The organism is Faecalimonas canis (genome assembly GCF_054601575.1).
Map to the genome: position 1 here is coordinate 33,102 of NZ_BAAHSI010000016.1, position 12,173 is coordinate 45,274.

The 12,173-nt window shown below is 34.8% G+C and carries 12 protein-coding genes and 1 pseudogene; 12 read left to right on the forward strand and 1 reads right to left on the reverse strand.

All coding sequences use genetic code 11. The features are described from left to right. Positions 1 to 6: 6 nt before the first annotated feature. From ACYPXO_RS04690 to ACYPXO_RS04730, 9 genes and pseudogenes are all read left to right on the forward strand, one after another. On the forward strand, positions 7 to 528 hold the full coding sequence (locus tag ACYPXO_RS04690) for a cysteine hydrolase family protein (protein WP_459639493.1): 522 nt from the start codon (positions 7 to 9) through the stop codon (positions 526 to 528). 76 nt (positions 529 to 604) lie between these two features. Continuing rightward, a complete protein-coding gene (pcrA, locus tag ACYPXO_RS04695) occupies positions 605 to 2,830 on the forward strand; it encodes a DNA helicase PcrA (RefSeq protein WP_459639494.1) in 2,226 nt (741 codons plus the stop codon). A 174-nt stretch (positions 2,831 to 3,004) separates the two neighbouring features. Further along, positions 3,005 to 3,247 carry a DUF4366 domain-containing protein gene (locus ACYPXO_RS04700; protein ID WP_459639495.1) on the forward strand — a complete coding sequence of 81 codons (243 nt, stop codon included), beginning with the start codon at positions 3,005 to 3,007 and terminating at the stop codon, positions 3,245 to 3,247. Positions 3,248 to 3,302: 55 nt separating this feature from the next. After that, positions 3,303 to 3,869: a CDP-alcohol phosphatidyltransferase family protein gene (locus ACYPXO_RS04705; protein ID WP_459639496.1), complete on the forward strand. Its 567-nt coding sequence runs from the start codon at positions 3,303 to 3,305 to the stop codon at positions 3,867 to 3,869. A gap of 20 nt (positions 3,870 to 3,889) precedes the next feature. Continuing rightward, positions 3,890 to 5,260: a 23S rRNA (uracil(1939)-C(5))-methyltransferase RlmD gene (gene rlmD, locus ACYPXO_RS04710; RefSeq protein ID WP_459639497.1), complete on the forward strand. Its 1,371-nt coding sequence runs from the start codon at positions 3,890 to 3,892 to the stop codon at positions 5,258 to 5,260. Positions 5,261 to 5,392: 132 nt separating this feature from the next. Further along, entirely contained in the window at positions 5,393 to 5,545 is a 153-nt protein-coding gene (locus ACYPXO_RS04715) for a hypothetical protein (protein WP_459639498.1), read from the forward strand. A 165-nt stretch (positions 5,546 to 5,710) separates the two neighbouring features. Further along, positions 5,711 to 7,039, forward strand: a complete 1,329-nt coding sequence (locus ACYPXO_RS04720; protein ID WP_459639499.1) for a hypothetical protein — start codon at positions 5,711 to 5,713, stop codon at positions 7,037 to 7,039. 299 nt (positions 7,040 to 7,338) lie between these two features. Beyond that, positions 7,339 to 7,791: pseudogene (locus ACYPXO_RS04725) on the forward strand (DUF4241 domain-containing protein). 158 nt (positions 7,792 to 7,949) lie between these two features. Continuing rightward, the gene (locus tag ACYPXO_RS04730; protein WP_459639500.1) at positions 7,950 to 8,270 is read left to right on the forward strand and encodes a TfoX/Sxy family protein; all 321 of its coding nucleotides are present in this window, start codon (positions 7,950 to 7,952) and stop codon (positions 8,268 to 8,270) included. 62 nt (positions 8,271 to 8,332) lie between these two features. Here the strand turns inward: ACYPXO_RS04730 and ACYPXO_RS04735 are convergent, their stop codons facing one another. Beyond that, the gene (locus ACYPXO_RS04735) at positions 8,333 to 10,228 is read right to left on the reverse strand and encodes a DNA cytosine methyltransferase (RefSeq protein WP_459639501.1); all 1,896 of its coding nucleotides are present in this window, start codon (positions 10,226 to 10,228) and stop codon (positions 8,333 to 8,335) included. A gap of 189 nt (positions 10,229 to 10,417) precedes the next feature. Here ACYPXO_RS04735 and ACYPXO_RS04740 point away from each other — a divergent pair, with 189 nt between their 5' ends. From ACYPXO_RS04740 to rsmH, 3 genes are read left to right on the forward strand one after another with little or no spacing between them, the layout of a single operon-like run. Next, positions 10,418 to 10,708 (forward strand): hypothetical protein, encoded by a 291-nt coding sequence (locus ACYPXO_RS04740; protein WP_459639502.1) that lies wholly within the window; start codon positions 10,418 to 10,420, stop codon positions 10,706 to 10,708. After that, a complete protein-coding gene (locus ACYPXO_RS04745; RefSeq protein WP_459639503.1) occupies positions 10,680 to 11,099 on the forward strand; it encodes a hypothetical protein in 420 nt (139 codons plus the stop codon). Before ACYPXO_RS04740 ends, ACYPXO_RS04745 begins: the two co-directional genes overlap by 29 nt. A gap of 3 nt (positions 11,100 to 11,102) precedes the next feature. Further along, the gene (rsmH, locus tag ACYPXO_RS04750) at positions 11,103 to 12,152 is read left to right on the forward strand and encodes a 16S rRNA (cytosine(1402)-N(4))-methyltransferase RsmH (RefSeq protein ID WP_459639504.1); all 1,050 of its coding nucleotides are present in this window, start codon (positions 11,103 to 11,105) and stop codon (positions 12,150 to 12,152) included. The last annotated feature ends 21 nt before the right edge of the window (positions 12,153 to 12,173 follow it).

Here is a 12,173-nt window from a genome sequence, read left to right on the forward strand (position 1 = left end):
AGAAAAATGAATATATTAGTTGTAGTAGATATGCAAAATGATTTTATTGACGGAGCATTAGGAACAAATGAAGCGGTGGCGATTGTGCCGAATGTAATAAAAAGAATCAAAACCTTTCATGGAAAAGTGTTGGCAACAAGAGATACCCATGGAGAAAATTATTTGGAAACGCAGGAGGGAGGAAAACTTCCGATAAAACATTGTATACGAAATACTGTCGGCTGGGAAATTAACGAAAAGATTCAAAGTTTGCTTTCTGAAACGCCGATTGACAAGGAAACGTTTGGCAGTAGGAAATTACCGATTGTTTTACAAAAATATAACGAAGAAGAGAAAATTGAGAGCATAACATTGATTGGTCTTTGTACGGATATTTGTGTTATTTCAAATGCAATGGTATTGAAAACGTATTTTCCTGCAATTCCGATTATTGTAGATGCTTCTTGCTGCGCAGGAGTGACACCGCAAAGTCATAGACAGGCTTTAGAAACTATGAAAGTCTGTCAGATAGAAATCGTGGGTGAATAGCGTTGAAATGGAGGGGGTAAAATGCTATACTAAACAGGCTACTATATGGAAATAAATTAATAGAGGGAAGTTACAGATGAGTATTTATGATACATTAAATGCAGAACAAAAAGAGGCGGTACTTCATACGGAGGGACCGCTTTTAATACTTGCGGGGGCAGGATCGGGAAAGACGAGAGTATTGACTCACCGAATCGCATATTTAATAGAAGAAAAAGGTGTAAATCCTTGGAATATCCTTGCGATTACATTTACGAATAAAGCAGCAGGGGAAATGCGTGAGCGTGTGGATAAAATTGTGGGATTTGGGTCAGAAAGTATTTGGGTCAGTACATTTCATTCTATGTGTGTCCGTATTTTAAGACGTTATATTGACAGGTTAGGGTATGATACGAACTTTACTATTTATGATACAGATGACCAGAAAACACTGATGAAAGACGTCTGTAAAATGCTTCAGATTGATACGAAAGTATATAAAGAAAGAATGTTTTTAGGTGAGATTTCCTCCGCTAAAGATGAGTTGATTACACCGGAAGAATATGAATTGAATGCAGCGGGGGATTATGTAAAAGGTAAAATTGCACAGGTATATAAAGAATATGAAAAACAACTGCGGGCGAATAATGCACTGGATTTTGATGGTTTACTTTTAAAAACCGTACAACTTTTTCAGACGCAGGCGGATGTTTTGGATTACTATCAGGAAAGATTTCGCTATATTATGGTTGATGAATATCAGGACACAAACACGGTGCAGTTTCAATTGATTCGTATCCTGGCAGAAAAATATAAAAATCTGTGTGTTGTCGGAGATGATGACCAGTCCATTTATAAATTTAGAGGGGCAAATATTCATAACATTTTAAATTTTGAAAAGGTATTTGATAATTGTAAAGTTATTAAATTGGAACAGAATTATCGTTCTACTTCCAACATTTTAAATGCTGCAAATGCGGTTATCCGACATAATACGGGAAGAAAAGAGAAGACTCTTTGGACAGACAATGAAGAAGGAGAAAAAATCGGATTCAGGCAGTTTGATACGGCGTTTGATGAAGCGGAATATATTGTGGACGATATACGAAAAGGATGCGCTAATAAAGGGTTTACATATAGTGATAATGCGGTTTTGTATCGTACAAATGCCCAGTCACGAATGTTTGAAGAGAAATTTGTTACAGCAAATATTCCGTATAAAATTATTGGTGGCGTAAACTTTTATGCCAGACGAGAAATCAAAGATTTACTTTCTTATTTGAAAACGATTGACAATGGGAAAGATGATTTGGCAGTCAGAAGGATTATCAATGTTCCCAAAAGAAGTATCGGTCTTACTACAGTGAACAGAGTGCAGGAAAATGCACTTGAAAGAGGCATCAGTTTTTATGATGCACTTTGTTCGGCAGATTTAATTGATAATATAGGAAGAAGTCTTTCGAAGATTGATTCTTTTGTGGCGTTAATTGAGCATTTTAAGGAGCGGTCAGAAAAAATTTCTCTGTCACAATTAATGGAAGAAATTATTGAAATGACAGGATATATTGACGCTTTAGAGGCTGAAAATGAAATTGAGGCACAGACAAGAATAGAGAATATAGAAGAGTTAAAAAATAAAATTGTTGCATATGAAGAATCATGCGAAGATGAGAAGCCGACTTTAAGTGGATTTTTGGAAGAAGTGGCATTGGTGGCGGATGTAGACACTTTAGATGAAAATAGTGATTATGTAGTTTTGATGACATTGCACAGTGCAAAAGGTCTAGAGTTTCCAAATGTATATTTGGCAGGAATGGAAGACGGATTGTTTCCGAGTTATATGACAATCACAGCGGATGATCCAATGGAAATAGAAGAAGAAAGACGCCTTTGTTATGTGGGAATTACAAGAGCGAAAAAACATTTGACAATGACCAGTGCAAGAAGGCGTATGGTACATGGGGAAACGCAATATAATAAACTGTCCAGATTTTTAAAAGAAATTCCGTTAGATTTACTGGATACCGGAAGTATTGTAGAAAAAAATACAGTGGAAATGCCAAAACAGACAGCATATGCTCAGGCTAAACAGACCTTTAGAACGAAAGCATTTACAACGGCGAAACCGATAAAACAGTTCGGAACGGTGTCAGGTGAAGGACCGGGATACGATGTGGGTGACAGAGTGAAACATATGAAGTTCGGAGAAGGAAGTGTGACAGCCATGACGGCAGGTGGAAGAGATTACGAAGTGACGGTTCAGTTTGACGAGGTTGGCGTGAAAAAAATGTTTGCGACATTTGCAAAACTGCAAAAAATTTAGAGGATAAAATAACAGTATTTTCATATAATATATAGTCAGAGCGAGAGGGTTAAAAATCCTATTTTGTTTTACAAAAGAATGCCAATTTAGTGGTAGAAATCTATAGATACAAGTGGTATAATGGTGGAAATGATACTTGTATGTGAAAAAACAATATAGAAAGGACGTGCGGATATGAGTAAATTTGAAGACATTATTGCAGCATCAAAAGTAAGTGAATTGTTACACAAAAAAGATGAGGATAAGACAAAAAATACAGTACTTTGGGTACTTGCAATTGTTGGTGTGATTGCGGCTGTTGCAGGAATTGCATATGCAGTATATCGTTTCTTTACACCGGATTATTTAGAAGACTTTGAGGAAGATTTTGAAGATGATTTCGATGATGAGTTTTTCGGAGATGAAGATGAAATTTAGTTAGCAACAATTAGGCAGGACGAAGTCCTGCCTAATCTATTTGGAGGAAGAAGTTATGGTTTTAGGAGATGTACCTTTAAAGAAACAGATTTTTTCAATTCCTAATTTAATGGGATACTTTAGAATTATATTAATTCCTGTTATTTTATGGAGATATTTAACGGCAGAATCAATTGCAGATTATAGAATGGCGGCGGTAATTATCGGAATTTCAGGTATTACAGATTTCTTAGATGGATTTGTAGCGAGAAAATTCAATATGGTTACCCAACTTGGCAAAGCAATAGATCCGATTGCAGATAAATTGACACAGATAGCAATTGTATGTGCATTATCCGTTCGGTTTGAATGGTTTGGAGTAGTTGCGTGTCTTCTTATTGTAAAAGAAGGTTTTATGGGAATAATGGGATATATTTTAATTAGAAAAGGGAAGATGTTAAACGGTGCAAAATGGTTTGGGAAAGAATCTACAGCAGTATTATATGTTATTATGTTTGCACTCATATTAATACCGGATATCAATATGAATATTGCTAACGGAATGATTTTAGTAAGCGGTGTTTTATTAACGGTATCGTTAGTTCTTTATATTCCGGAATATAAAAAATTATTAAAAGAATAGAAGCGGAGAGGTTTGACTAAATGAAAAAAGGACAGATTTATGAAGGGATTATCGAAAAGGTAGAATTTTTAAATAAAGGAATTGTACCGGTGGAATCCGAAGAAAGAAAGGTGATTGTAAAAAACGGTATTCCGGGGCAGAAAGTAAAATTCTGTATCAATAAAATGCGAAAAGGAAAAGCGGAAGGAAGACTTTTGGAAGTTTTAGAAAAGTCACCATATGAAACAATTGAACCTGTATGTAGCATTTTTCCACAATGTGGGGGATGTATGTATCAGACGATGTCATATGATGAACAGATAAAAATGAAAAGTACACAGGTAAAAGAAATTTTAGATTCCGTAATAAAAGAAGACTATATATTTGAAGGAGTAAAGAAAAGTCCGAAACAGTTTGCTTACCGAAATAAAATGGAGTTTTCTTTTGGCGATGAGTATAAAGATGGTCCGCTTTCTCTTGGATTGCATAAAAAAGGCAGTACATATGATGTTTTGACGGCGTCGGATTGTAAATTGGTTCATGAAGATATGACGAAAATTTTAAATTGTGTTTTAACATATTTTCAGGAAAAAAATGTCGGCTATTACAAAAAAATGCAACATATTGGATATCTTCGCCATCTATTGTTAAGACGTGGCGATAAAACAGGAGAAATTCTAATTAATCTTGTTACGACGACACAGGAAGAACATGATATGCAGCCGTTAGTTGACAGATTACTTTCTCTTCAACTAGAAGGCAAGATTGTAGGCATTTTGCATATTTTAAATGATTCTTTGTCAGACGTAGTGCAGAGTGATAAAACGATTTTGTTATATGGACAAGATTATTTTTATGAAGAACTTTTAGGTATGGAGTTTAAGATTACACCATTTTCATTTTTTCAGCCGAATTCTGTAGGGGCGGAGGTTTTGTATGACACGGTAAGAGAATATATCGGTGATATTGATGATATGACAGTTTATGATTTGTTCAGTGGAACAGGGACGATCGGTCAGATACTTGCACCAGTGGCAAGGGAAGTAATCGGTGTGGAGATTATCGAGGAGGCTGTTGAGGCAGCGAAGGAAAATGCAAAACATAACGGACTTTCTAACTGTAAATTTATAGCAGGAGATGTATTTAAAGTTCTTGATGAGATTGAAGAGAGGCCGGATGTGATTGTACTAGATCCGCCAAGAGATGGAATTCACCCGAAAGCCCTGCCTAAGATATTGGATTATCAGGTAGATAAAATCGTGTATATTTCTTGTAAAGTGACAAGTCTTGCGAGGGACTTAGAGATGATACAGGAGAGAGGATATAGAGTGGAAAAATGTGTGGCGGTGGATCAGTTTGCGAATACGGTGCATGTGGAGACGGTATGTCTGCTTTCAAGGAAAGAAAAATAAGCACTAAAAGCTTGCGTGTTTTCGGATTTTTTGTGAGGTTTGCGTCACGAGAGCCTTGCGGAAAGTCCGGTTTTGTTGTAGGGAATTTATTTACCGGGCAGTCTGCATGAACGGAAATAGAAACAGTAAAAAATGTGGCAGCGTTTAGGCTGTGGATTGGATGGTGTTGAAAGCGGTGAAGTAAATTTGCTTGTTGATACAAGAACAAAAGAGAGTATGATTGATTCGCTAGCATTATACTTAGACATTACGCATCTGTATCTGCAAGTAAAATTATTAACTTAGAGGAAAGCACATTAGATATGATTAGATAGAATGATACATTAGCAATTTTTATCTAGACTGTTGTGAGAAAGAATAAAGTTAAGATATTCAGTAAGTTTGAGTTTTACCTATACAGAGAAGAATTGAGAATTTTATCTTTGGAGAATAGTTAAGGAGAAATATAATATGACAAATGTATTACCGCAACAATTTAAAATATTCAATGATGAATTGATAGTAGAATATTCACCGGATACAAAAAAGACACGAGATGAGATGGAAATAATACTTAAAAATTCCTTGGGAAATTCTTTTAAAGTAATTCAATTTTTTAAGGGGCAAAGGATTGTTACAGGAGTCATCGAAGGTGAAGAAGGAAGAAAAACTTATATTATGGCAGCAAATCTGACATTTATGGGTGGAAAAGAGGGTCAGCATCCGAAAGATTTAAAGCGAATTCAATACAATAGTAATTGGAAGACATTTTATGATAAATATTCAGGTGATGGTGATGTGATGTGGCTTGGTCTGTACTCTTATAATGATATTAATATTTGGGCATACTTTAAACCGGAATCCTACTTGAAAAAACATATAGGTAAAGAAATGGTTTCCGCTGGAGGACATAAAGCTCAGTATTCTTGTCATATTTTCTTAAATGACTTGTATCAGGGCTATATGAACGGATATTTTGAGAAGGTTGATAAAAATAATAATATTGTTGGTGCAATAAAAAGTGAGTCTTTAAAAGAATTCTTTTCTTCAACAGAAAAAGAAGAAAAAAATCCGATCATTGCAGCAATTCAAAAATTAAATAAGGAAAAAATCCGTTGGAACGAATGGATTACGGCTAAAGAAGCCATTACATACATGAAAGATCTTAAGGACAAAACAGGATTTAGTATGTGGAAACAAAATCTTTGGAATGGATGGCTTATAGAGGCATACTATAGTGAATTTTTTCATGATAATTTATCAGATTATATAGATTATATTGCAACAAGTGAAGATTTATCAGTTATTTCAGAATATGGGAAAATGGGATTGGATTTAGCTTTTCCTCATTGCAAATATCATTTTATTGGTGATTTGAAAGCGGTTTGTGAAGGCGGCGGAAATACATTGTTAAATGATGAAACTAAAGTAATAGATGCCTTAAATAAATATCATCGAATTTGGTTTGTTATGTATATACACGATAAAAAGCAAGGAAAAACGAATGATTATGAAATGGTAAAATGGCGCAATCATTTTATTAAGGATATGGGGGAATGGGATTCTAAAAAGCCATTTAATGAGTTATCTGCACGAAATACCCCTCATTCAATAGCATATTCCGAAATGGTAATAATTGAATTAAATGAAATAACAAAAGAAAAGTATTTTTCAATTAACAAACAATTTGGTTTAAATAGTGACGGAAAGCCAAGAAATCTAAAATTTACGGTCAATAAAAAATTGTTAGATACATCGGATGATAGTTTTGTGATTTATAGATACAGACCGCAAATTTAAATAAAAAATAATTACTGGAAGCAATCCAGTATATCGGAATTGGAGAAGGAGAATGACTATGGGATTGCTTAGTAAGTTTAAGAAGAATAAAGAAAAAATTTAGTGACGGATATTCAGAAGGCGCTTGAATTTAATTAGAAATATATTTCTAATATGGAAGTAAAGGCTGATGATATAAAAAACAATTTGTAAAAACCAATACTAGATTTTATTTAATAATAGGGAAGATAAGCTGTCCAACGGGTAAGATTATAGTTGCCGATCCCCTTGCCCATTTACCATAAAATCAATTTTCTCCGATTTTAGATACGCAAATACCTATCGGTGAATATCCTATAGAAATTTCTATTTGCAGGAGTGCTGAAATTGGAATTCGTATGTGTACTGCTAGAATGAAAATAAAAGAAACAGATGCCATAGTATATAAATTAACCACTCCAACTGAAGATAGTGCAGTATTTGTAGGAACAGATGGTGTGTTAAGCGGATTTTCTGTTGATGCAGGTATGCTTTCCATTTGCGACGAACAAGTTGCAAAAGAATATAGATAATTTATAGATAACTGGTAAAGAGATAATCCGAATTGAAATCATGATGATTATTTTTCTGATTTTTTCAAGAATAGTGTAGAAAAGTATCCGCAGTTCCAATCTGAAGAGGGAGATTTTATTGAATGGATAAACCCCAATACGAACAATAAGTTAGTTGTGGTAGCAAGTGGTTTTGGAGATGGATTTTATCAAAGTTATTGAGGAGATGATTTGAATAACGAAATATGTGAGTTAATAATACCTTTAGTAAATCTGGATTTATTTGGATTGTAAAGTTAACAAGTAAAAGTAAAGGGATATATTTTTCTGTTTTTGAAGAATGATTTTATTTATAAAAAATCTTAGTTAGGAGTGAAATTGTGGCATCGAACAAAAGATATTTGCAATTTATTTTAGAACAGTTATCTGAACTGGAAGAAATTACATATCGAGAAATGATGGGAGAGTATATTATATACTATAGGGGGAAAATTGTTGGTGGGATATATGATGATAGATTACTTGTAAAGCCGGTGAAATCAGCGATTTCCTATATGCCTTCCGTTTTTTATGAAGCACCTTATCAGGGGGCGAAAGAAATGTTGCTGGTAAAAGAAGTTGATAATAAAGAGTTTTTGATCGGTTTGTTTAATGTTATGTATGAGGAATTGCCCACACCAAAACCTAAAAAGAAGAAATAGTTAAGATTTCTTTATAATAGATTTCAAACGGTTAATAAACAATGCTTATAAAAAAGATGCACTTATAAATCGAGTGCATCTTTTTGTGTTTCTTCCAATTCGTCTTTTTGCTTAAATAGTTGCTCTGCCATATATTGAATAACCTGTACATTAACGGCATTTCCAAACTGTTTATAAGCTTGACGGTCATTTGGATTACAAATGAAATTATCAGGAAAACTCTGTAATCTTGCAGCTTCTCTTGGTGTGAGCCGTCTTTTGACAGAGCCGATAATTGGAATTTGTACCATTGCCACCAATGCCGGAAAGACGCTAGGTCTTTTTACTCGTACACCGGAAGGTCTGAATTGAATGAGTGCTTCCCAGACAGAGGAGCAGTCTTTTCCACATTGCCATTCAAATTTTTTTTCAGTCATTGTAAAATCTTCCAAATTATTCCATTTTCTTAACCATGAGTCGATAAATTCTTTATTATTTTCATATAGTTGACGATTTTTTTGGATAAACTTCACTTTCCAGTCAGCATAACCTAAATCGCGATAATTATAAGTTTGCCCAAATTCATCTGACCAGATTGGAAATCCAATCACTTTCTCCTGAATACCTTTAATAAATTCGTTCCAACAGGTAAGGACTTTTTCTTCATGTGAAGAAATATAGTATTTTTTATTTACTTCTGTTTTTTCAAGAATTCCGGAAGTTAAAAAGTTTATATCATCTTTACTTTTATCCGGTAATTTGATGTTTAGATTTTTGATTCCAAGTGACTTGTGTACGCCTAAAATAACGACACGTTCTCTAAGTTGAGGAACACCTAATTGATGAGGGCTGATAATAATCGGTTCTTCTGTAATAATATATCCCAATTCATGAAGAGCGGATTTGATAACTCTCCATGTATTTCCGTGGTCATGGGAAGTTAAATTTCTGACATTTTCCAAAATGATATATGGAGTACGATGATACTTCAATATTCGTACAATTTCAAAAAATAAAGTTCCTCTTGTTTCATCCTCAAATCCTTTTTGGTAACCTGCTTTTGAAAATGCCTGGCATGGAAATCCGGCACAAAGAACCTCGTGTTCAGGGATATCTTCTTCATGGACATCTCGAATATTAATTCCGGCATCTATACCATAATTGGCTTTATATGTTTCGATGGCATACTTATCTATCTCCGATGCAAATACACATTCCCCGCCGAGATTATGCATTGCCTGATGGAAACCTCCTATTCCTGCAAACAGGTCGATAAATCGGAAGTGTTGAGGGAATGATTTTTCTCCTGTTTGAAAATCATATCTAAAAACAATCAAATCTTTATTTTTTTTGAGTTTAAGTAGTACTTTAGGATTTCTGGCAGAGCCATTTGAATTGCGAAAATCCTCTTGAAATTTTCCGCAGGAGTTGATATTTTTTTTATTTAAGAAAACAAAAATGAGTTCCTGGGGGGTAAAAGAAATTTTTCGTCTCCGTGACTGTGCGGAACGTTTTACCCTTTTCATTTCATAATTACTTATACCTCCTTTATATTCATCGTGCCATCTTTTGAAAGATTGAGAGGCATCATCATATTGAGTTAAGCCTGTAATAATAATAAAACCAATGTTGCCATATTTTTCAATTGCCATTATTGTTTCATCATAACCGTTTGTAGGTATTTTTTCATTATCAGTCTTATTCGGGTCGATGCTGTGTGCTTTAAAATCCCAAGGAATATTGCTAAATCCGTCAAATTCAACATTATTGAATTTAGGACCGGGAATACTCATAAGTTGATTTTGGGATAATAGAGTTTCACACTTGAATTGAAAATAAAATCCCGGCCATTCCATTTGTTTCCAATGTTTATATTTATTTTCTCGCATTTCTTTAATACATTCTTTACCGTCCCATGTATTGTTTGGTAGGTTATTCTTTAGAATGTGAAAAATAGTATCTATCTTTTGCTGGAACATTTCCTCTTCTCCTAATAATCAAAGTTTATAAAGTATAGCAGAAAAAGAAGAAAAAATCTATATCTTAAGCAAGAAGAATTTCATTCTCCCTCAATCCGCCCGTTGTACAAACTCCAAACCTATAGTATAATTCAACATAGTTGTTACTATAACATAAATTCAAATAATATGGGATAAGGAAGTGAAATCATGATAGATTTAAAAGGCATGATTAGTATACAACTGCTAAAAAAAGAAGCGTTTTGCGGAAGCGATGAAAAGATGCGTTACCGATTATATAAAGAAGAAACGGACGGGGAAACAAAACTGGCAGCAGCATATTGGTTTACGCCATATTGTTGGCAGGTAACTCCGAAAGAAGAAAAAACAGTACAATATTTTGCATTTAATACAGATGGAATTTGGCAGGCAGTAGATTGGCTGAATGCTATTTCTGAGGAAAGGAAACGAGATGAGCAGGAAGAAGATTCGGATAATTAAGAAAAATGATGAGTTTTCCATGGAATATCAGGTTGGGGATATTTTTGAGGTGGACAGTACATGGTATGGCGGAGTGAATGTAAGAAGTGCGTCAGGTGTGCCGTTATCTCTTGATAAAGAGGAGTATGAAGAAGTAAAAGATAGAGAAAACAGACCTGTTGACGCATATTCATATAGACTGGGGGCATTGGATTGTCTTTGTGAAATGGTTGCAGAAGGCGTTAGGATGCAGGCAGTCAGCCGCAAATTTGATACGGAAGAAGAACGTGACTCCTACGAGGAGGAAGTAAAGAAAATCTGTGAAAAGTACGGAATTTCATATGAAAAAAAAGAGAAAAAATTCTATGTATTTTTTACGAGTAAGGAAAGAATAGAGAAAGATAAGGGCTAAAGAATGGAAAATCAAGAAAAACAACATAAAAGACGCGTAAGATATAAAGGGACACATCCGAGAAATTATAAAGAGAGATATAAAGAATTGCAGCCAGAGAAATATCCGGAAACGATAGAGAAAGTTATTCGCAAAGGAAGCACTCCGGTAGGGATGCATATTTCTATTTGTGTGAAAGAAATTTTGGACTTTTTACAAATTCAGCCGGGACAGAGAGGATTGGACGCAACGCTCGGTTACGGAGGGCATACATTGGAAATGCTGAAATGTCTAAAAGGAGAGGGGCATTTGTATGCATTGGATGTAGATACGGTAGAGTCGGAGAAAACGAAAGAACGTTTACAGAAACTAGGATACGGCGAAGATATTTTGACTATTAAAAATATTAATTTTAGAGATATTGATAAAGTATGCGAGGAGGCAGGTAAGTTCGACTTTGTTTTGGCGGATTTGGGAGTTTCATCCATGCAGATTGATAATCCGGAACGAGGGTTTACCTATAAAAAAGAAGGTCCTTTGGATTTGCGATTAGATCAGAAAAAGGGAGTATCGGCAGCAGAGAGATTAAAAGAAGTTACTATGGAAGAATTAGAAGGCATGCTCGTGGAGAATGCGGACGAGCCTTATGCTCATGAGATTGCAGAGAAAGTTTTTGAAAAACTGCGAAGGGGAGAAACGATTGATACGACAACAAAACTACAGCAGATTATTGAAGAAGCGTTGGAATTTATACCAACAAAAGAGCGAAAAGAAGCGGTGAAGAAATCGTGTCAGCGAACATTTCAGGCATTGCGTATTGATGTGAACAGTGAGTTTGAAGTGTTATATGAGTTTATGGAAAAACTTCCGAATGTATTGAATGAGGGAGGAAGAGTGGCTATTTTAACTTTCCATTCGGGAGAGGACAGAATTGTAAAACGTGCTTTTAAGGAATTAAAAAGAGCAGGTGTTTACAGTGATATTGCAAATGATGTGATTCGTCCTTCAGCAGAGGAATGTAATTATAACAGCCGTGCAAAGTCAACAAAAATGAGATGGGCGATTAAAGCCTAAGAAGTGTATATGAAGAGGTTT

Excerpts from the sequence above, each read along its gene's own strand:
- ACYPXO_RS04690 (WP_459639493.1), top strand. The coding sequence starts at position 7 with ATGAATATATTAGTTGTAGTAGATATGCAAAATGATTTTATTGACGGA.
- pcrA (WP_459639494.1), top strand. The coding sequence starts at position 605 with ATGAGTATTTATGATACATTAAATGCAGAACAAAAAGAGGCGGTACTT.
- ACYPXO_RS04700 (WP_459639495.1), top strand. The coding sequence starts at position 3,005 with ATGAGTAAATTTGAAGACATTATTGCAGCATCAAAAGTAAGTGAATTG.
- ACYPXO_RS04705 (WP_459639496.1), top strand. The coding sequence starts at position 3,303 with ATGGTTTTAGGAGATGTACCTTTAAAGAAACAGATTTTTTCAATTCCT.
- rlmD (WP_459639497.1), top strand. The coding sequence starts at position 3,890 with ATGAAAAAAGGACAGATTTATGAAGGGATTATCGAAAAGGTAGAATTT.
- ACYPXO_RS04715 (WP_459639498.1), top strand. The coding sequence starts at position 5,393 with ATGTGGCAGCGTTTAGGCTGTGGATTGGATGGTGTTGAAAGCGGTGAA.
- ACYPXO_RS04720 (WP_459639499.1), top strand. The coding sequence starts at position 5,711 with ATGACAAATGTATTACCGCAACAATTTAAAATATTCAATGATGAATTG.
- ACYPXO_RS04735 (WP_459639501.1), bottom strand. The coding sequence starts at position 10,228 with ATGTTCCAGCAAAAGATAGATACTATTTTTCACATTCTAAAGAATAAC.
- ACYPXO_RS04740 (WP_459639502.1), top strand. The coding sequence starts at position 10,418 with ATGATAGATTTAAAAGGCATGATTAGTATACAACTGCTAAAAAAAGAA.
- ACYPXO_RS04745 (WP_459639503.1), top strand. The coding sequence starts at position 10,680 with ATGAGCAGGAAGAAGATTCGGATAATTAAGAAAAATGATGAGTTTTCC.
- rsmH (WP_459639504.1), top strand. The coding sequence starts at position 11,103 with ATGGAAAATCAAGAAAAACAACATAAAAGACGCGTAAGATATAAAGGG.